Origin of the sequence: Mucilaginibacter lappiensis, from assembly GCF_900155965.1 — a bacterium.
Classification (GTDB): domain Bacteria; phylum Bacteroidota; class Bacteroidia; order Sphingobacteriales; family Sphingobacteriaceae; genus Mucilaginibacter; species Mucilaginibacter lappiensis.
This window is the reverse complement of the sequence record NZ_FTMG01000008.1, coordinates 26,729-48,488: the sequence shown is the minus strand read 5'-3', so window position 1 is coordinate 48,488 and position 21,760 is coordinate 26,729. Positions and strand designations below refer to the sequence as shown.

Genomic DNA, 21,760 nt, shown 5'->3' with positions numbered 1-21,760 from the left:
TCAAAATTAACTTTCTTAAATGATATTTCTTCACAGAATAATAAATCTTATAATTTTTATGGAATAGTTCATCAGCCTGCATCTTTTAAGTATAACCCAAAAGCTTATATTTAAACCCATGGTATCTACAACCTATAACAGCCTCTCCTTATCATTAAAAATAGCCCTATTTATTTTATTACTGATAGGTATTTGCATCAGTCCGGCGTTTTCACAAAAACTGCTGAGCCCAAGCCGGCAGAGTAGTTACTATACTTATATCTATAAACTATCGCCGGCTGATGTGTTGAATTTTTATAAGCACCCGGGTAAAAATCCTGATGAAAATATATTGCACAACCCTATTGATTCTTTTAAAACGGATAAATACTGGGAGAATAAATTACCCGCCGGCAATTACCTGAGGATACATGCCTCAAAAAACAAACTCGTATACGAACTGATCGAAAACAGGTCGGCTTTTCTACAATTGTTCCGGAACAATTACGATCTGCGTTTTATACTAACCGATAAGCAAGGTCAGTTGATCAATAACGCTACGGTTCAGTTTGATCAAAAAACAGTTGCCTTTGATCATAAAAGTGGCCTGTACAGTCTCAATGCCACTAAAAAAGACACCATACTGAAAGCTGAATTTGCCGGGGTTACTAATTACTATAAGGTAAAACAGGAAAAGCCTTACCGTTATAATCAATATAATCGCCAAAGCTGGTTCAAAAGGTTTTGGCTGTCGATTAAAAATATATTCAAAAAACGTCCAACCAATCCATGGCCAGCCAATAAGTACCAGGGTTTTATGGTATTTAACAAAGCCATGTACAAACCCCATGACACCGTAAAGTTTAAAGCATATATTTTAAACAAAGACTCTAAAAACCCAATCAACACGCCCAGCTTACTGGTACGACTAAAAGAGAATTACAATGACGACGGCAAAATTATTGGCAAAGTGAACAGTTACCGCGCCGGTGGGTTTGAGTACAGCTTTGTACTGAACGATAGTTTGGATCTCAGTCTGGATAATAATTATAATATCAGCCTGGAAGATCCGGAGAAATATGAGGAAAAGGATAAAACTGAGGCTAAACACTTGGTTTATCTTACAGGTAATTTCAGATATGAGGAGTACGAATTAAAGTCGCTCACCTTTAGTGCCCGTACGGATAAAAAAGAACACTGGCCTGGCAATCCGCTTGCTTTGTATCTAAAGGCGGTTGACGAAAATAACCTACCCTCGCCTGATGGAAGAGTGACCATAACGCTAACGACCCGCAATTCCAAAGATTTTAACAGCGCCCATGTTTTTGTGCCCGACACCCTTTGGAAGCACCAACAAGTCCTTGACCCAATTGGCGAAACTAAAATATTGATCCCCGATTCCATCTTCCCCAAAGCTAATATTGATTACCGCATAAGTGCCGAGTTTTTAAACAGTAATAACGAAAGTCAATCGGCAGATGAATGGGCTAGCTTTAAGTATAAGCGCTTCCATATAGCGGCAAGCTTAAGTGCCGACACATTGATCAGCACTTATCAGAACCTGGGCAAGGATATTAAAGGTAAAGCCCTCATAGCCGCACTGGACGCCAAAGAAGATACCATTTCCAAACAGCAGATTATCCTGCCATCCAAAATCATCATCAATCCTAATGCAACCAGTTATAGTATTACCACGGATAGCAGCAGTACCGAACTCGAACTAAAGCAAGAGCAAAGTGGGGTTTCCTTATCAGGTTATCGTACCGCCGACTCCCTGTTTGTTAAGGTTACCAATACCCGTAACCTGTATTTTTGGTACAGCGTATTTGCGGGCAATAAGCTGATTGATGCCGGCCAAGCTGTTCAGTTATTTTACAAACGTGCCTATCGGGAGCAAAACAATGTCACTTTCCTTATCAATTATATTTGGGCCGGTCAAAGCCGCACCGATCAAAGCGTTATCGCCTACCAGGATAAGTTGTTGACCATAAATGTAAAACAGCCTGTATCCGTTTACCCCGGTCAACAGGTAAAAACAGATATTGTAGTTACCGATGCAACCGGCAAGCCTGTTCCTAATACCGATATAACCGCTTGGGCCATGACCAGCAAATTCACCAATTACCAGGTGCCCTATCTGCCTTATTTGGGAAAACTTTATCCCAACCGCAAATATAAAAACCCTTTTACCAATAAAGGCGTTGATGGCGATGGCTTCCTGAAACTGAATTGGAATCGATGGAGCCGCGAAATGGGATTAGATAGCATTGCCTACTACCAGTTTACCCATCCAACAAAAGCCTACCGGGTAGAAGAACCCACTACCGATACCCTGGCACAGATAGCACCATTCATTGTAAAAGATGGTGATGTAGTCCCCGTACATATCCTGTACATTGATAACCGGCCAGTATATTTCGATCAGGCGCAGCAATTACAACGCTACAGTTTCCAGGTAAGCCCGGGCTTGCATTCGCTTCAGTTCAGAACCAATAAACAACTCATTAGCATAGATAGCATACTGGTAAAAAAATCAAAAAAACTCATCCTGAGCATCAATGCCGATAATGTTAAAGCTACCAAGATTACAGACACTTTAACTGCTTACGAAGCCGACCTGCTCAATAGGTACATGATTACGGTGGTGAATAATTTTGAATCGCGGATGGCCACCCTTGAGCAGCCCGATAAGATCATGCTGCTTAACCCTATCCCGGGAGGCTATCGCAATGATATATTGACTGGCCCATTGGCCGATAATTATGCCCAGCTATCGGTACGCGGCGAAAAACCACGCTACTTTATAGCCGAACCCGGATACAGCTTCCTGTTTGAGCCCGGTTTGATCAAACAAAAAAGTATCCCTTACAAATATCCCTTCAACAAAAAACTATCTGTGGCTAGCGGAACGGATGATTATACACAATTGGTACTCACCAAAGCCCAAACAGATAGCCTGTGGCAGCAATACCTGGATCTGCGTGCCAATACCCAAAGACTATTCCGTAACGACGACAATAAAAGCATGCGCACGGGACATCTGGTAATGAATATCAACCAACCCAGGGAAAAAAGAATCCTGATCAAAAATGTGATCATGTACCGCTATAATGATCCGGAATTTATCAGGATATACCCCGGCAATACTACCGATCTGTATGGCGTCGAAGCCGGAAATTACCGTTTGCTGTTCCTGTTAAAAGGTGATGTATATGACATTAAGGAAAACGTTAGTATTAAACCATATGGTACTAATTTCTATAAGCTGACTATTTTACCCAGCCACACAAAAGACTCCGTAAGTACGCGCATCAGCAATATCATCAACAGCCGAAATGGCTTATATGATTATAAAGATAGGGATATAGAAAACGACGCTTTAAAGATTAAGGAAGCCTTTAATGAAAAGTATCTGGACATGAGCGACTTTACCGGACAGATGGGTGGTACTATTACAGACATTAACGACAAACAACCATTAGCAGGCGTAACGGTAAAAGTAAAAGGCACCAACAACGGAACTGTAACTGATATTAATGGTCGCTTTAAACTCAAAGTACCTGCACACGGTAAGCTAATCGTTATTTTTATTGGTTACGACGCCCAGGAGATCAACATTGTGCCAGGCGCTTATGAAAAAATAGCGTTAAAAGCATCGAGCAAAGCGCTACAGGAAGTGGTAGTAGTGGGTTATGGTATTCAAAGAAAGGCGAACCTGACGGGCTCAGTTTCAACAGTATTAAATGGCCGGATCGCAGGTATTTCGGTATCTCAAGACGCCTCCAGATATAACGGCTATGCTAATTTTAGCATCAGGGGTTCGTCCTCTACGCCAGGTCAGGCGCCGCTTTTTGTGGTGGATGGTGTGATAGTTGAGAACCCTGGCGAGATACGCGCGGATAGCATTGCCGACATTAATGTACTAAAGGACGCTGCTGCGACCGCCTTGTATGGCTCACGGGCTGCCCATGGAGTAGTAATCATCAACACCAAAAAGAAACCCGGTGATGCGCAGGCTGCAGAGTCATCACAGCCAGGTAATGAAGCCTCTTTACGTAAAAACTTTTCAGATTATGCTTACTGGCAACCCAAACTTACAACTGATGCGCAGGGTAAGGCCAGCTTCACTACCACCTACCCTGATGATATTACCAGCTGGCGCACGTTTATCATTGGCATTAACGGTAAGCAAACCGGCTTTAACCAGGCGCAGGTAAAATCATTCAAACCTTTGAGCGCTAATTTTACTTCTCCTCAATTTGCGGTCGCCGGAGATGAGATGAGCGTTATTGGCAAAGTATTGAACTATAATTCTCAAACCGCCGATGTTAACCGCAGCTTTACCTATAATGGCAAATTGCTGAAACAGGAAAACATCAGTGTAAAAAACTCCAAAATAGATACCTTAAACATTATTGCCGATGCGATTGACAGCCTGAGTTTTGAATATACCATTAAACGCGACAACGGCTATTTTGATGGCGAACGGCGCAAAATACCAGTTATAAAACAAGGCGTAAAAGAAACCAAGGGTATGTTTGAAGTATTGAATGGCGACACCACAGCCCACCTAAAATTCGACCCCACACTAGGCCCCATTACCTTCCATGCAGAAAACTCGGTATTACCAGCCTTGATGGAAGAAACCCAAAAGCTGCGCGATTATAAATATTTATGTAACGAGCAACTGGCATCCAAGCTTAAAGGCCTGCTCACAGAAAAACGCATCAAAAAGTTTCTGGGTGAGGATTTCAAATATGGCAAAAACATTACCGAAGTGATCAAAAAGCTGCAGGAAAACCGTAAAAGTACAGGCACCTGGGGTTGGTGGAAAGATACCAATGAAGAACTTTGGATAAGCCTGCACGCTATTGAAGCTTTGATAGACGCACAGAAAGAAGGTTACACCACACAATTGGATAAACAAAAAATCAGCGACTATCTGGTTTACCAATTGGAAAGTTACCGCGGGCAGGATAAACTGCTTTGTCTGCAACTTTTGCATAAACTGGGCGCTAAGGTTGATTACAAAAAGTATTTTGACACCATAGCCAAAGAAAACGCTTCTATCAAACTCAAAACCGATATCAGTGTATCAACTTATGACAAATTCAGGTTGATGCTGCTAAAACAGGAAGCCGGCGTTCCGGTGAAGCTGGATAGTTTACTCGCTATTCAGCACCGTACCCTTTTTGGTAACGTTTACTGGGGCGAAAACAACTATAGTTTCTTCGATAACTCCATACAGCTAAGTATACTGGCTTACCAAATCATCCGGAATGATGGCAAGCACCCCGACTTATTAAACAAAGTAAGAGGCTACTTTTTAGAACAGCGCGGACATGGCGACTGGCGCAACACTTATGAAGCAGCCCTGATACTGGAAACCATTTTACCCGATCTGTTGGTAGAAGGCAAACCGCTGAAACCAGCTACATTAATGCTCAAGGGCTCCAAAACCGAAACAATCAGCCAGTTCCCTTACACAGCTACCCTGACAGATAACGATATCAGCGTGAGCAAAACCGGAACACTGCCTGTTTATATAACCGGTTATCAGCAATTCTGGAATCCCAAACCCAAAAAGGTAAACAAGGATTTTACGGTAGATACCTGGTTTGAGAAAAACGGCGAAAAAACCACCAAACTAAAAGGTGGCGAATCCATAGTACTAAAAGCTGAAATAAATGCCAAAGGCGATGCTGATTTTGTGATGATAGAAATACCCATACCAGCGGGATGCTCCTACAACAGTAAAGAACAATCATGGGATAATAACGAAGTACACCGGGAATATTTTAAAGAGAAGGTGAGTATATTTTGCCGCAAACTGAAACAGGGCAAGTATACTTACACCATTAACCTGATGCCGAGATTCGACGGCAGGTACAACCTTAACCCGGCCAAAGCCGAGATGATGTATTTCCCGGTATTTTATGGCCGCGAGGGGATGAAGAAGGTGGTAATAGGGTCACAAGGTAATTAACCCATAGTTTGTTATCCTGAGCATAGCGAAGGATCTATTCTTCAACAGGTATATTGCTGAATAGATGCTTCACTTCGTTCAGCATGACAGCATTAACTGGCCAATAGCCTCATGAACCAGTTAAAATTTCAAATGCTTAACCGTTAAGCCATTATTGATTAACTGTTTTAACGATTCGATACCGATGCGAAGATGTGTTTCTACAAATTGCTCTGTTACGGAGGAGTCGCTTTCGGCAGTTTTTACGCCTTCTGGTATCATCGGCTGATCTGATACTAACAACAATGCTCCTGTAGGGATTTTGTTAGCAAAACCGGTGGTAAAAATAGTAGCAGTTTCCATATCAACAGCCATGGCACGCAGCTCTTTCAGGTATTTTTTAAATACTTTATCATGCTCCCAAACACGGCGGTTAGTGGTATAACAGGTACCTGTCCAGTAATCGCGGGAAAAATCACGAATGGTGGTCGATATCGCCTTTTGTAAAGCAAATGATGGCAACGCGGGTACTTCTGGTGGTAAGTAATCATTTGATGTACCTTCACCACGAATAGCGGCTATCGGCAGTATCAGATCGCCCACGGCATTTTTCTTTTTCAAACCACCGCATTTACCTAAAAATATAACGGCTTTAGGGTGTATAGCGGTAAGCAGATCCATCACTGTAGCTGCTACCGAGCTGCCCATACCAAAGTTAATAATGGTGATACCATTGGCGGTAACGCTTTGCATAGGTTTTTCCAGACCCATGATCGGCGCATTATCATTCCACTGAGAAAACAGTTGGATATACTTCGAAAAGTTGGTCAGTATAATATACTCGCCAAAAGCTTCCAATGGCCTACCAGTATAACGCGGCAACCAGTTAACCACAATAGCATCCTTGGTTTTTAATCCCGATTTTACGGGTGAGTGCACTTCTTTTACTACCGGGGCATCGGTAGGATCCTTTTTTACATTCATTTGTTCATTCATATTTTTTCCTATTTAAGTGGTTCTATAGTATCAAGTAGCGAGTATCAAGTATCACGACAAGCACTACATTTCATTTGGGACAATGTATCTTCAAGTCTTGATACTTGATACTCGCTACTTGATACTAACAAAAAACCTGTTTATACAACAAACCCCGGCGTTTCACCAGGGTCTGCAATTATTATAATAAAGATAGCTACTTAATTGATATCAAATTGTTACGCTACTTTTAATTTTTTCAGATCCGATTTTTCAAACTTCTCGTGGGCATAGTCTAAAGTAACCTGCAGGCGTTTCACATCTTTTTTAGATGGAAACTCAAACATGGCATCTATCATAATCGCTTCGCAGATAGAGCGCAGGCCCCTTGCTCCAAGCTTAAATTCCATGGCTTTATCTACAATAAACTCCAGCACCTCATTATCAAAATCAAGCTTTACACCTTCATATTCAAACAATTTTTTGTACTGTTTCAATAAGGAGTTTTTAGGCTCGGTTAATATGTTGCGCAGGGCATCCCTGTCAAGGGGGTTCAAATAAGTCAATACCGGCAAGCGACCAATCAACTCAGGTATCAACCCAAATGATTTCAAATCCTGCGGCGTAATATATTTGTACAGGTTTTTCATGTCAACCTCGCTATCGTCACGTTTCAGTTTGTAACCAACGGTTTGCGTACGCAAACGGTTAGCTATTTTACGATCGATACCGTCAAACGCACCGCCGCATATAAACAATATGTTGCTGGTATTTACAGTTATCATTTTTTGATCGGGGTGCTTGCGGCCTCCCTGTGGCGGTACGTTAACCATGGTACCTTCCAATATCTTTAACAAAGCCTGCTGTACACCTTCGCCGGATACGTCGCGGGTGATGGAAGCGTTATCACTTTTGCGGGCTATTTTATCAACCTCATCAATGTAAACAATGCCTTTTTCGGCAAGGGTTACATCATAATCTGCCGATTGCAGCAAACGGGTCAAAATGCTTTCCACATCCTCCCCTACATAACCGGCCTCGGTTAATACGGTAGCATCACAGATACAAAACGGAACGTTTAATATCTTGGCCAGGGTTTTAGCCAGTAAGGTTTTACCAGTACCGGTTTCGCCCACCATAATGATGTTTGATTTTTCAATCTCTACCTCATCCTTATCAATACGCTGGTTTAAGCGTTTGTAATGGTTATATACGGCTACAGAAAGTATCTTTTTAGCATCATCCTGACCGATGACATACTGATCAAGGTGACCTTTAATTTCGGCAGGTTTTAATAAAGAAGGTGCCGAAGGTGAAGCTTTTACCTTGCGTACCTTTAACTCCTCAGCCAATATTTCATTAGCCTGGTTAACGCATTTATCACAAATGTGAGCGTCGAGCCCTGCAATTAACATCAGGGAATCCTGTTTACCTGCACCGCAAAATGAACACCTGATTTCCTTACTGTTCTTATTCATCTGATTCGTTTGTTGTCCAAAATTAACTAATTAGTGGCAGAAAAAAAAGTTTTGAGCCATAAGTAATGAGTTTTGAGTTAGAACGAACGGTCGTTAAACTATCATTTTCACTCAAAACTCAGCACTTATTACTCCTTAACGGCGGCTTATTTATTCGCTTTACCGCTGCCTTTTAAAATCTCGTCAACCATACCAAATTCTTTGGCTTCTTCGGCAATCATCCAGTAATCACGATCTGATGCGTCCCAAACTTTTTGGAATGGTGCACCGCTATGATCGGCAATAATCTGGTACAGTTCTTTTTTCAGCTTGGTGATCTCATGGTAAGAGATCTCGATGTCTGACTGCTGACCTTGTGCACCGCCTGATGGCTGGTGGATCATTACCCTGGCATGTGGCAAAATTGCCCTTTTGCCTTCGGTACCGGCACATAATAGTACCGCTGCCATTGATGCTGCCATACCTGTACAAATAGTGGCTACATCATTTGATATAAATTGCATGGTGTCATAGATACCCAAACCCGCGTAAACAGAACCACCCGGTGAATTGATGTAAATCTGGATATCGCGTTTGCTATCGGCCGACTGTAAGAACAGCAATTGAGCCTGGATAATGTTTGCAATATTTTCATAAATGGCATCGCCCAGGAAAATAATACGGTCCATCATCAAACGTGAAAACACGTCCATCTGGGCTACATTTAACTGACGTTCTTCGATGATATACGGGGTCATACCGGTTGGTGTATAAATTCCGGATGGCATTCTGCTTCTGTCAACAGCAGAAATATATTTATCTACGTGTAAGCTGTTTAAACGGTGATGCTTAACAGCATAATTTCTGAATTCGTTCTTATCGATGTTACTACTCATGGTTTTTGTTATGTTATTTTTAGGATGCAAGTATTACTTGCGTTAAATATAGTTTTTAGTTGAATATAATTTTAAACAGATAGTAGGTATTAAGTAAAAAAATATCAGCCCAACCCTCCCCGGAAGGGAGGGCTTTTAAAAGGCCCAGTTTTAGTAAAGATAGACTCTAAGTTTATTAAAAGTCTCCCCTCCCAGGGGAGATTTAGAGGGGGGCTTATACACCAAAAGCAACCTTGTGAGTTGCTTTTGGTGTTTTGTACAGAAGTAAAAATGAGCTTATTGCTACTCTTTTACCAGCTCGCTGAAATCTGTATAAAGGATATCTTTTTTCTCTAAAGTGATTACGCTTTTGATATAATCAAATACTTTAAGCGCTTTTACTTCTTCAAATATCTTGTTAGCATTCTCTTTGTTTTGAAGATATTGTACAGTGTACTGACCTAACTGCTCGTCAGGGATAGGCTGCGGGCTGTACATTCTAAACTGCTGATCTAAACGAACTTTCGCCAAAGCAAAAACCTCGTCATATTTGATCTCAATCTGGTTGTCCTTAATGATCTTGTTTTCGATCAGGGTCCATTTCAGGTTGGTTGCAAAATCGTTATAACCGCCATTCAGTTCCTCGTCGCTCAGTTTTTCGTTAGTAGCTTTTAACCAGCGTTTCAAAAACTCATCCGGCAAGTTAAAATCAACCTTGGCCACGCTCAGTTTGTAAATATCGTCCTGTAATTTACGCTCTGAATCCTGAACCATCATGGTTTCAATCTCTTCAGTAATTTTAGCTGTAAATTCCGCTTCGGTAGTTACTGTACCTTCACCAAATAATTTGTCAAAGAACTCCTGGTTCAAATCGCTTTCTTCTAAACGGTTTACATTTTTAACCGTTAATTGAAATTTTGATTTTAACTCAGCCGCTTCATCTTCTTCAATTTTTAATAAAGCAGCAACCTTTGGCGCTTCGTTATCAAAAGCTTTCTGAATATCAAGCGTTACTACATCACCTTTTTTAAGACCGATCAATGATTTTTTTATCTTTTCATCTTTAATCTGATCTAATCTAACTGATGCGGTATTGCTTATGCCTCCCTCAAAAACAGAACCATCCGGAGAAAGCTGAGCCAAATCTGCGTAAAGCACGTCATCGTCTGCCGATACGTCAGGATTTGTCATTTTGCCATAGCTGCGGCGAATATTTTTAATACGTGAAGCCAACGTTTCGTCATCAACTTTAATCACGTACTGGGTTGTTTTATCTTTTGATGAGAAATCAATATTGAACTGCGGCGCTAAACCCAACTCGTAATTGAATTCAAAATTATCGTTAAAATCCCAGTTGTATTCTTTCTCGTTATCAACCTTTGGTAATGGCTGACCCAATACTTCCAGTTTTTGCTCTTCAAGGTATTTATTTAAAGTATCTGATAATAAGTTATTGATCTCATCAACCAAAATACTTTTACCGTACATTTTTTTGATATGTGCCGCTGGCACCATTCCGGGACGAAAGCCTGGCAGTTTAGCCTTTTTAGCGTTTTCTTTTATGGCTTTGTCAACACGTGGCTGGTAATCTTCAGGGTTAATGTTGATCTTAACAACTGCGTTCAGGGCATCTACTTTTTCCTGTGTAATATTCATCTTTTTACCGGGTATTTTAATTTAATGGTTCAAAACGTAGCCGTAAAACCAATTCAGGCTATACAAATTTCGAGGCGCAAAAGTATGAATTTTATTTTAAATTTAATCACGTAATTCTGCCGGACTGAATTTATCTACCTTGTTTTTTACCGGTTTAATTGTTTTCATATAAGCGTATATCGCCTCCAGATCGCTTACTTTCATTTTACCGTATTTGTACCAGGGCATAATGGTTTGAAATTCACCCGGTATTATCCTCTGGTGCTTATGGGTGCTATCGGCATATTGGGTAAAGCTGCTTAAAAACTGCGCCTTTGTCCAATTGCCTATACCAGTTTCCTTATCGGGCGTAATATTGGCCGACCGTATTTTGCCTCCATTAGGAGACGAGTATTCGTGCCCACCGGCAAATTCCAGTCCTTCAATTATTTCACCCTTGTTGGCTTGGCTGTGGCAATCTTTACAGGCCGCTATGCGTACCAGGTAAGCGCCATACTGTAAGGTATCATGTTCATCGGGTACCGTGCCCAAAGTAGCCTTTGCCGGCATGGTGTGCACCAATATATTTAACGGAAAATCAAGTTCACGCTCGGGGTAATCGGCTCTTTGCGGTTTCAGCGTACGCAGATAGGCAATGATGGAATAAACATCCTCCCGGCTCATTTTAGAGTACGACTCCCAGGGCATAATCGGAAATATGGCCGATCCATCTTTTTTAACTCCGGTAGTAATAGCCCTGAACAGTTCGCCATCGGTCCAGTTTTTTAAATGATACGGGGTAATATTGGGTACATAAACGCTACCCGGGAAATTAACATTGGCATTAAACTTTTCGCCGCCTGCTCCTAATGCTTCCTCTTTCACGGGGCCGGCAAATATAGTCCAGTCGCGGGTAGAGTGGCAATCAACACAAGCCGTTACATGATTGGCCAGGTACTTACCACGCTCAATACGTTGTGGAGTAGCTTCTACTTTAATATTTTCCGGCTCGCCAACATTAGGCAAGGCCAGGGTAATATAGCTTATACCGACTACAACAATTAAAACAATGGCTATTACGATGTAGCCTGCAAACTTTAAAATCTTCTTCATAATAAGTAATAGAGATGCGGCAAAACTAAATATATGCCTGGTCTTATCCACCGTATTACCACGGGAAAACCGTACGTAGATTTACGTAAAAAACCTCCCCCAACAAAAAAAGCAGGAACCTTCGTCCCCGCTTTTATCAGCTAGTAAAATATTTATTAATCAACCTTTTCAATGCTTGATGCGCCCGACTTATCGTTATTAACGGTTGAAGGTGAACCTTTATACTTGATCTCCGAAGCGCCGGAAGAGTGTACATTCAGCGTTTTTAATACGTTGATCTTACAATGGCTCGCACCTGATGTGGAAATGGTGTATTCGCCAACCACAAAATCAAAAGCGTTAATTTTACCTACGCCGCTAAATTCAACATGGTGCGTTGCTGCCTGTCCGGTTAAATTCAATTCGCTTACACCACTGCCGTGACTGTCTACATTGGCTGCGTTCAAGTCAAGGTTAACTTTAGTAGCGCCTGATAAGTGAATTTTCAGATCGCCGGCATTGATTTTACCAGTTGATGAAACCTCTACCGCTCCTGATGCCCTAAGTTCTTCCAGTTTGCGGATGCCAATATTTACTACCAGGCTATCATCAAGGCATATTGTTTTGGTAGTTTTGATAGTTAATTTATCGCCATTAACAGAAGTAGAAACATATTTGAGCAGATTGTCATCTCCTGTAACCGAAATACTAAGTGAACTATCCTGCTTTAAATGAATTTTATACGCGCCCGATATATCAATCCGGGTAAAATCATTTGCTTTGCGTTGTTCGGTAGTTATTTTTCCCGAGCCATGTACACATACAAGTTTACATGATGATATTATACTAAATGATGCGCATGCGATGATGGCAATGGCTAAACTCGCTTTTTTCATAGTAACAGATTTTTTATGGTTATAAGGTATCATAAGCTATGGCTCATGATAATAGCATTGTATTTCTATTTTGTGACGTTGTTTGTAGGATTGAAGTTACATCAAAAATAAAAAAAGCTGCCACATTTTGTGGCAGCTTCTCAGAATATATGATGAACTTTTGCAAAAGTTGGATTAAAGACCGGCAAATTCGTTTGCTATTTCTTTTTGTGGTAAACCATTCAGTTTGTCGTTGAAGCTTTCGGCGGCAAAATTGTTGTTATTTACGCTGGTGGTGTTGCTGTGGTTTAAGGTATAAACAGTAGCGCTGCCACTCAGGTCAATTTTAGCGGAATCATCTAAGTTAACGTTGGCTGCATAAGTATCTACATTTAAAGTAGCGGTAGCATTGTTGTGTAAGTTCACTTCCAATTCAAGGGCTGATAACTTACCGAATGATTTTACCTGGGCATTATCATAAGCATTAATAGCGCGTAAGTCATTAGCAGTTACCCAAACAACCAGTTTTTCTGCTTTGTATGAAGTGATACGCAATACACCGTTTTCACTTTGAACCAGGGCGCTTTCGCCATAGTAACGGTTGTATACTTTTACCTGGTCGGCAGAGCCGTCAGAAACAAACAGTTCTACATTACCGCGGATCTCGATCTTGCTGATCTTGCTTACTTCTTTTACTACAGTTGCAGCGTTGCCGATTGCGTTATTATTGGTAGTTGCATAAGTTGTGCCTGCTATACCACCTACTAAAACTAACATAGTTGCGATGGTGAATAATTTTGTTTTCATGATATTAATATTTTGATTGTCAATTAATTGTATTGTCTTATTTTTTAAATACATCTATATGACGCCTCCATTTTTAAAACGTTACAGCTATTTGGGGTCAATTAGATGTACGGCCTTTTTTTGTCGGTAAACGGTGGATTTATATCGGTGAACGGCGAAATTATTTTTAAGAAAAAAAAGGGGAAATGCTTTTTATAGTATGAAGCAAGAAGAATGAGAGACTCAGCGGTCGCAGGTGAAGCAAAAATAGCCCATCATGTCATTGCGAGGAGGAACAACGAAGCAATCTCCTAGCTATTCTATTCAGGATACGAAGAAATTGCCACGCTGCGCAATGACATGGCGAATTTAGTATCATCTGTAACAAAAAAGGTCGAACGAAATTTGTCCCAGTATAACACCTATTATATTAGTAAATATTCAGTTAACCATCTGGTTCACCGGCCGGTAATAAACCTCGCTGCGGCCATTTACTGTTTTAACTACAAAACCATGCTCAATGAGCCATTGCAGTACCAGGTAAATACTGCTGGTGCTCACCTTAACGCCATTAAAGCGGATATGTCTTGACAGGGTATCTACATCGGCATCCTGGGCCAGTTTTAAAACATGAGCTATAATGTGCTTTTTTTTAACCGACAGGTTATATTGGTGCAAATGACAATATTGTACAAATTCATCGGGAAGGGCTGTTGCCGATAGGTTAAAGTGTGTCATAACTGTGATTCAATTAAAATACCGTTTAATTATCTCAAAGAAAAAAATATATACACGTACAATTGTTGTACATAGGGGCGATATAATTGTAAATTTACGACATGAAAAAAAAGCAATTTGCGCCCCTGCTTATTTGCGATGTAGAAGGTACCGATATCACACAATCAAGGCATAGCCACACTTACTACGAAATTATTTACGTACAAAAAGGTTCAGGTACACATATTCTTAATCAGAACTGTATTCCGTACAAAGCGGGCGATCTGTTTTTAATATGTCCCGAAGATGAACACTGTTTAGATTATAAAAAATACACCCATGTTACGCTGATCAAATTTACTGATGAGTTTTTCAGTTCAAATAATCAGTCGATACCGCATGTGGGCATCGTTTTCAGTCCGCAGGATTTGATGCGGCACAAACTATTAAAAGAGATCAAACTCACTTTCGACGAACCTTTTAAAACCATTTTAAGAGGCACCATTGATAATATTACCGCGTATAATGAATCGACGGATATAGCCACCTGTCCATATATCTTTTACCAGATACTGTCGCTCTTTGGTTTAATAACACAGGCGCTGGGGCGTATCGACTCGCAACTGGTTAATTGTCCTCCGGGTAAACAGGAGCTGATATCCTACATTCATCAGCATATTTACGAACCCGAAAACATCCTGATCAAAAAGGTAGCCGCACATTTTAATATTGCTACCAGCTATTTCAGCGCTTGGTTTAAAAGAAATTTTGATATCAGCTACCGCGATTACATCAATGGGTACCGTGTTAAGTTGATTGAGATCCGTATCAGTAATAAAACTTCTACCCTGAGCCAGATAGCGGAGGAGTTTGGCTTTACCGACGTGAGCCATCTATCTAACTATTTTAAAAAGCAAACCAACATTAACGCGAGCCATTACGGGAGGGTCTGAAGTCCTAAGTCTTTAGTCTGAAGTCTTTAGTCCTGAGGGAAAAATAGAACTATTGACTTTCGACTCAAGACTTAGGACTTCAGGCTCAAGACTTCAGACTAAGGACTTAGAGCTTTAGACTTAAATATGAAAATACATATCATGGGTGCATCCTGTGCCGGCTCAACCACTTTGGGCACCGCCTTAGCCCAGCAATTGAACTACCCCTTGTTTGACAGCGACAAATATTTCTGGGAAGCAACAGAACAACCTTTTACCGTAAAGCGCGACCCGGAACTGCGGAACGCCATGATGCTACAAGATGTGAACACCAACCTCAACTGGATACTCACCGGATCGATGGTAAGCTGGGGACCAGCATGGCTGAACATGTTTAACCTGGTAGTGTTTCTGTATATTCCCCACCACATCAGAATGCAACGTTTGCATAACCGCGAGCTGGAACGTTACGGCGATGCCATTTTTACCGACCCCGTACGCGCCGCCAATTACCAGGCATTTATGAAGTGGGCAACAGGCTACGATGATAATACTACCAAGGGCCGAACCCTGCAGGTACACGAAAACTGGCTGAGCCAGGTAAACGCCCCTGTTTTAGAAATACGTGGCGATACCACCGTACAACAGCGGATAGACTTGATTTTGGAGAAGATGAATGAGCTGTGATTCTTTTCAGACTTATGAAGTTTTAAAAGTTTCGTAAGTCTGATGATCCGGAATTGTAATTCAAGAGCCCCGGGCCAGTGCGATTCCCCTCTTGAGAGTAATAACCTATGAAAAGGCATAACGAAAGAATAACACTAAAAGAGGGCTTTCGCCCTGAGCTACGTCGAAGGGTTGAGCGTAGAGGCCTGCTCACCATGCTTCGACGGTGCTCAGCATGACACCCTTTTTAGGCAAATGTCTAATGTCCGGTTTTATTAATACATCTCACCTGCCGCCCCCCAATGTCATTAAGTTAAGGGGAAACGCAAAAGCAATTCCGCAAAAGCCCCCTCTAAACGGCGAAGCCCTCATGTAATAATCTCTCCCGGAAGGGGAGACTTAGCTTCAATTTTTTAAAGTCCTCCCTACCGGGGAGGATTTAGGTGGGGATCCATGTGCTTAACTTAATGACATTGGCCGCCCCCCAGTGGGGAAAGAATTGAAAAATATCCTTCTAATAAAACTTTATAATACGTAAACACCTGTAACCTTATCATATATAATATAGTCGTACTCTTAAATTAAAAAAATGGCTATACAGTTTGTAGTCCGAAATTTTCGGGCTTGTTTCATAGTGTCTATTTTGCTTTTAACTTCATTGGTTAACAATGCCCAGGAAAAAGACAATACGTATTATAAAAAACAACAGGAACCGGGTGTAAAAAAGATACTGATAAACGGAAAGTTTTGGGTTTGGACCCAAAAGATCGGAGACGGGGAAATTAATGTCCTGTTACTCCACGGCGGTCCGGCCCAGTCACACGAATATTTTGAAATATTTTCAAAGCACCTTCCTAATAAAGGCATAACCATTTATTATTATGACCAGTTTGGATCATACTTTTCTGAACAACCCACCCCACAGCAATTAAGCGATACAAGCCTTTGGAAAGTATCCCGCTATGTAAAAGAAATAGAACAGGTGCGAAAAGGGCTAAATCTGGATCGGTTTTTTATATACGGACACTCCTTTGGCTCGCTGCTTGCCCTTGCCTATACCTATAAGTATCAAACTCATGTAAAAGGGATTATATTTTCGGACATGAACCCCTTTCCTAAAGATTTTGATCAGCGGATTTCTTTTACCGGTAATCAAACCGATAGCATATTAAATACAATCCCAAAATTCAATGCCCTGATGCAAAACAAACTGCAAGGATTATCTTATGATCAAAAAGTATATCAGGAAGCATTCGACAGCACATTTACCCGAAATTTTGTGCTCAGACTGGATAAATTGCCCGATGCTATTTTAAGAACAAAAATCCATAAGAATATGGAGGTTGCCCGGAAAATAGGACCATCAACCTTTTCCTTGAATTATGCAGGGATGATACCTAAAATAACCATCCCCGTTTTGCTAATAAGAGGCGAATACGATTTTATTATAAGCACCGAACAGCTTAAAAAGCTAAGTCAATTGTTTGCTAAAGCACAATATTATGTGGTGCCCAATGCAGGTCATATCTGTTTTATTGATAATCCCGATCAATATTTTCCGGGTTTGATCAATTTTATCAAACGCAATAACTAACAAGTACTTTAATCCTAAAAATAGTCCTGAACTTGTTTCAGAATCCTTTAGGACAGGCTTTGCTCCGCCCATTCAAGCGCCCCTCCGCTTGAATGTAGAGCTGAATGAGCGTCCACGCTCATGTGTACTAACCAATTTGATAAAGATGAGTGCAGACGTTCACCAAAGTATCAGTTCAAACGGATGACGCTTGAGCTAGCGCGGTATATAATGGGTAAGAAATCCTTACTCCTTACTCCAAAAATCTCCTTAATTTTTCGTATATTTATATCAACAGCAGCCCGCTTATCTCCTGAAAAGATAAGCGGGCTGTTTGGTTAAGAAGAAAAGAGGTCAAAAACCGGCCGTTTGGCATGCAATAAATTGACTATCAATATTCTAATACTTTTTAAACCTTTCAAAACCCATCAAAAATTTGTTAAAAAGTGTTAAAATCGATGGTTTTGAGTAAGTTTTCGACAGTTTTTAAAGCATTTCCACCTCATTTTGACTAAAAAAGTGTTAAAATGTGAGGTTTAAAAAGTTTTAATGTTATAAAATGGCATCACCATTTATCCAAACCCAGCAACTTTTTACCCAGGGCTGAAAGTTCCGCGACAGGATTTTTCTTCTCCCGTTCCAGCGGGTCGCCTGGGAAAGCGTAGCCTTGCATGGCTTCCCTGTTTTGCCAGCTGTTGATACGCCATTGTCGCAGCTCTTCATTGTGCTCCTGGGCGGGCATCATGGCTACATACTGGGCAATACGCACCTTATTACCACTGGTATTGGGTCTGATGCCGTGCGGTTGTAAGCTATTGAAAATCAAAAGGTCGCCGGCTTCCAGCTTTACCTTAACTATGTTGAAACCGGTGATATCAGGCTTATAATGGTCGCGATCGGCGGGCTGGGTTAGTTTCCAGGTATCATAGCTGCGGTAAAGCTCTGGGATACATTGAAAACCGCCCATGTTTTCGTCGGTTTGGTCGGCCAGGGCCAGTACGCCCTGCACATTCTGGGGCTTGGTTTCGGGATCATAGTCCCAGTGGATAAAACCTTTGTACTCAAAACCAGGCCGTAGCGGGAAATTCAGATTGGCCCGGTCGATATTGGCCCATAGTTTTTCGGTACCCCATATATCAGCAAAAGCCTGATGCACACGCGGATACTGGCGGTTATCCCACAAGTACTGGTGGTTATATATTTCTACCATTCCGGTATTGTTTAGTTCTTTCATTTGCATTTGGGCATTGGGCCTTTTATACCAGCTTTCTATATCATTAGGGTCTTTGTCTTCATATTGCCACAGGTAGTCGGCGGTTTTTTTTGCCATTTCTTTGGGTATGGCGTTCTTTACAACTACGTAACCGTTGGTGATCCAAAAGGCCCAGTCATCTTCGCTCAGCACTCGTAAAGGTTGCCCGTTGCTGCGGTCGTTCAGTTTTACCTGGCTCGATTTGGCCGCCGAGGGATTGCCCGGGATATCTTTATGCGTCTCGTTCGGGTTCATTGTAGGGGTCATTGTTTGATTTGTTGCTTCCATGATCTCTGTATTGGTTAATAATTCAAAATTACAGAGATACAACAAGCTGTGTATCCGCCACAATGATCAATATTTGCTCTACATTGACTTATTTATTACATTTATTATTCAAAATAATACAATACAAGATGAATCAGATACAATTGGAACGTGTAGAATTTGAATCAGGAAAATCATTCAAACTGTTTTCGCCCCGGTTACGCAACACTTTCCTGTGGCATTATCACCCGGAGGTTGAGCTGGTTTATGTAGAAGCAGATGCGGGCATCCGCCATGTGGGTACCCATATTTCGGGCTATACCCAAAGCGACCTCGTATTCATCGGACCCAACCTCCCCCACCTTAATTTTGACTATCGTCTGCGCAACGATTATCATCAGATAGTGGTACAGTTACGAACCGATTTTATGGGCGATGCCATCAGCTACGCACCCGAATTTCAATTGGTTAGTAAGCTATTCAAAAATGCGGCATACGGTATTGCCTTTCATGGTGATACGCGGATGTTGGTGGCACAAAAATTAAAGGCCATAGGTAGCCTCAACAATTTTGACCAGCTGCTGGAGCTAATGAATATTTTCCGCATCCTAGCTGATTCTAAAGAATATACCCTACTCAACAACGATGAGAGCAGCAAAGATTTCATCCTGAAAGATAAGATCAGGATGGGTGCTATTTACGAGTATATTGACGCCCACTATGCTCAAAAACCCGATGTAAACGTAGTGGCCGCAAAGGTAAGCCTCACCACATCAGCCTTTTGCAGGTATTTTAAACGACAAACCCACATCACCTTTACCGAGTTTGTAAACCAGTACCGCATTGAGCGCGCCAAAAACCTGTTGATGCAGGATAAAAACATCACCGAAACGTGCTACGCCGTTGGCTTTGAGAGCTTGAGCTATTTTAACAAACTGTTTAACAAATTGGTTGGTCAAAATCCATCAGAATTTAAAAAGAAATGGGTGGCCGGTTCAAATCAGCTTTAATATACCACATCCTGAAAATAAAGAATTTATATATTTAGCATCACATTACAACCTTATGAAAATAAACCTGTTAATTATTTCACTCACGTTACTTACGATCGTTTCTCAGGCCCAAACACAGCTGGTCAAAAACCTGCAGGCGGGCAAAGCCCAAACACTGGTTGTTTATGGTACCAGTTTAACGGCTGGTGCGGGTGGGCATGCCTGGGTAGATTCGGTGTCTACCAATCTAAACAATAAGTACAACAACAACTTAACCGTATATAATGCGGCTAAAAGTGCCATGTGGTCAACCTGGGGCGTACAGCATTTAGAAGACAGTGTGATCAGCAAAAAGCCAGACGCGGTTTTAATCGAGTTTAGCATGAACGATGCCTTCCTGAACTATAAAACCAGCAGGGAACTGGCCGAATTAAATTTGAACTATATGATCGATCGAATCAAACTGTTTAACCCTGATTGTGAGATCATCCTGCAAACGATGGACATAGCGCTCGACAAACATGCAGCTGACCGGCCGGAACTAACTACTTATTACGATCTCTACCGCCAGGTTGCTAAGAAACGTAAACTTTTATTGATTGATCATTACCCGCATTGGAAAGCCATACTGGATAAGGGAAAAGAAGAATATTTGAAATATGTACCGGATGGCCTGCATCCCGATCCTGACGGCGCCCGCAAGATCATAGCGCCTTATGTAGTTGAAAAACTAATGGAAGGGAAATAGTACAAAAAGACAAAGCCACCTGGCTTCAGGTGGCTCTGTTCGGTTATGAACCTGTTGTAATGGTGATTATAAACCTGCATACTCGTCTGCTTTAACTTTTGCACCATTCAATATTTCAGTGGTGTGTTCGGCTATCAGACTTGATCCGTTTACACTTGAGCCCTGGCTGCGGTTTAAGCTATATTCATTAACAGTACCACTCAGGTTGGCACAGGCTCTATCGTTTATGGTAACACGAGCGCTGTAAGCATCTAATTTTAAAGTGGCTGAGGCGTTGTTGTATAGTTTCACATCCAGTTCAATGGCTGAAAGGTTACCGAATGAGCTGATGTTTGCATTATCATAAGCAGTGATGCCTGAAAGTTCTTTAGCGGTAACCCAAACCACTAATTTTTCGGCTTTGTTATAGGAGGTGATGCGTAACACACCGTTCCTTGATTGTATCAATGCGTTTTCGGCATAATAGCGGTTGTAAACCTTTACTTCATCGGCTGTGCCGTTTGATACATATACCTGAACATTACCATAAACTTCGATCCTGTTGATCCTGGTGATGTCGGTTAAAACGATGCCTTTGTTGTTGTTTGTGTTAACAGTGGCTTGTGCTTGATTTCCAATTCCAAATACTATAGCTGCTACAGTAAAAAGGGTGATTGCTAAAGTTTTCATGATTTTAATATTTTGATTGTCAGTGAATTAATATTGTTATTTTAAATACACCAATATGACGATCACACTAAAAAAACGTTACAGCAATATGGCCTGTAATAGTTATACGCCGGGATTTTGTCGGTAAATGAAAGAATGTTGTCGGTGAAAAGAGGGAACAAAAAGAGCCGTTTTTGGAAGTATGCAGATCGACGAGTTAAATTTTCTTTAACTGAAGATAAAACGCATCAGGTGATACATAAAATTCCAGACTTAAAACTCACTACTATTTAGTTAACGCGAGCCCTGGATAAGCAGTTCAGGTT

Annotated in this window: 16 protein-coding genes; 6 read left to right on the top strand and 10 right to left on the bottom strand. The window is 41.2% G+C overall.

Annotated features, from left to right (window positions below; genetic code table 11):
- The first annotated feature begins 118 nt into the window (after positions 1 to 118).
- Positions 119 to 5,965, top strand: a complete 5,847-nt coding sequence (locus BW976_RS15960) for a carboxypeptidase-like regulatory domain-containing protein (RefSeq protein ID WP_076374322.1) — start codon at positions 119 to 121, stop codon at positions 5,963 to 5,965.
- A 120-nt stretch (positions 5,966 to 6,085) separates the two neighbouring features.
- On the opposite strand, the gene BW976_RS15955 is transcribed toward BW976_RS15960, so the two are convergent.
- From BW976_RS15955 to BW976_RS15920, 8 genes are all read right to left on the bottom strand, one after another.
- Positions 6,086 to 6,940, bottom strand: a complete 855-nt coding sequence (locus BW976_RS15955; RefSeq protein ID WP_076374321.1) for an AMP nucleosidase — start codon at positions 6,938 to 6,940, stop codon at positions 6,086 to 6,088.
- A 218-nt stretch (positions 6,941 to 7,158) separates the two neighbouring features.
- Positions 7,159 to 8,397 (bottom strand): ATP-dependent Clp protease ATP-binding subunit ClpX, encoded by a 1,239-nt coding sequence (gene clpX, locus BW976_RS15950; RefSeq protein ID WP_076374320.1) that lies wholly within the window; start codon positions 8,395 to 8,397, stop codon positions 7,159 to 7,161.
- A gap of 146 nt (positions 8,398 to 8,543) precedes the next feature.
- Positions 8,544 to 9,272, bottom strand: a complete 729-nt coding sequence (locus BW976_RS15945) for an ATP-dependent Clp protease proteolytic subunit (RefSeq protein ID WP_076374519.1) — start codon at positions 9,270 to 9,272, stop codon at positions 8,544 to 8,546.
- A 282-nt stretch (positions 9,273 to 9,554) separates the two neighbouring features.
- Positions 9,555 to 10,907 (bottom strand): trigger factor, encoded by a 1,353-nt coding sequence (tig, locus tag BW976_RS15940; protein WP_076374319.1) that lies wholly within the window; start codon positions 10,905 to 10,907, stop codon positions 9,555 to 9,557.
- A gap of 102 nt (positions 10,908 to 11,009) precedes the next feature.
- On the bottom strand, positions 11,010 to 11,999 hold the full coding sequence (locus BW976_RS15935) for a c-type cytochrome (protein ID WP_076374318.1): 990 nt from the start codon (positions 11,997 to 11,999) through the stop codon (positions 11,010 to 11,012).
- A gap of 155 nt (positions 12,000 to 12,154) precedes the next feature.
- On the bottom strand, positions 12,155 to 12,874 hold the full coding sequence (locus tag BW976_RS15930) for a head GIN domain-containing protein (protein WP_175614118.1): 720 nt from the start codon (positions 12,872 to 12,874) through the stop codon (positions 12,155 to 12,157).
- Positions 12,875 to 13,048: 174 nt separating this feature from the next.
- Positions 13,049 to 13,660, bottom strand: coding sequence for a GIN domain-containing protein (locus BW976_RS15925; protein ID WP_139332318.1), 612 nt, complete (start codon positions 13,658 to 13,660; stop codon positions 13,049 to 13,051).
- A 420-nt stretch (positions 13,661 to 14,080) separates the two neighbouring features.
- Positions 14,081 to 14,377 carry a hypothetical protein gene (locus BW976_RS15920; RefSeq protein ID WP_076374315.1) on the bottom strand — a complete coding sequence of 99 codons (297 nt, stop codon included), beginning with the start codon at positions 14,375 to 14,377 and terminating at the stop codon, positions 14,081 to 14,083.
- A gap of 101 nt (positions 14,378 to 14,478) precedes the next feature.
- Here BW976_RS15920 and BW976_RS15915 point away from each other — a divergent pair, with 101 nt between their 5' ends.
- The 3 genes from BW976_RS15915 (at position 14,479) to BW976_RS15905 (ending at position 17,548) form a co-directional block, all read left to right on the top strand.
- Positions 14,479 to 15,309 (top strand): helix-turn-helix domain-containing protein, encoded by an 831-nt coding sequence (locus BW976_RS15915; RefSeq protein ID WP_076374314.1) that lies wholly within the window; start codon positions 14,479 to 14,481, stop codon positions 15,307 to 15,309.
- 126 nt (positions 15,310 to 15,435) lie between these two features.
- Positions 15,436 to 15,975, top strand: coding sequence for a shikimate kinase (locus BW976_RS15910; protein ID WP_076374313.1), 540 nt, complete (start codon positions 15,436 to 15,438; stop codon positions 15,973 to 15,975).
- A 568-nt stretch (positions 15,976 to 16,543) separates the two neighbouring features.
- Complete coding sequence (locus tag BW976_RS15905) at positions 16,544 to 17,548, top strand: proline iminopeptidase-family hydrolase (RefSeq protein ID WP_084192215.1); 1,005 nt, start codon at positions 16,544 to 16,546, stop codon at positions 17,546 to 17,548.
- Positions 17,549 to 18,092: 544 nt separating this feature from the next.
- Here BW976_RS15905 and BW976_RS15900 read toward each other — a convergent pair.
- Entirely contained in the window at positions 18,093 to 19,067 is a 975-nt protein-coding gene (locus BW976_RS15900; RefSeq protein WP_076374311.1) for a phytanoyl-CoA dioxygenase family protein, read from the bottom strand.
- A 128-nt stretch (positions 19,068 to 19,195) separates the two neighbouring features.
- On the opposite strand from BW976_RS15900, the gene BW976_RS15895 reads away from it, so the two are divergent.
- The gene (locus tag BW976_RS15895; RefSeq protein WP_076374310.1) at positions 19,196 to 20,056 is read left to right on the top strand and encodes an AraC family transcriptional regulator; all 861 of its coding nucleotides are present in this window, start codon (positions 19,196 to 19,198) and stop codon (positions 20,054 to 20,056) included.
- Between the two features lie 55 nt (positions 20,057 to 20,111).
- The gene (locus BW976_RS15890; RefSeq protein ID WP_076374309.1) at positions 20,112 to 20,786 is read left to right on the top strand and encodes an SGNH/GDSL hydrolase family protein; all 675 of its coding nucleotides are present in this window, start codon (positions 20,112 to 20,114) and stop codon (positions 20,784 to 20,786) included.
- Positions 20,787 to 20,852: 66 nt separating this feature from the next.
- On the opposite strand, the gene BW976_RS15885 is transcribed toward BW976_RS15890, so the two are convergent.
- Complete coding sequence (locus BW976_RS15885) at positions 20,853 to 21,455, bottom strand: GIN domain-containing protein (protein ID WP_076374308.1); 603 nt, start codon at positions 21,453 to 21,455, stop codon at positions 20,853 to 20,855.
- Positions 21,456 to 21,760: the final 305 nt, after the last annotated feature.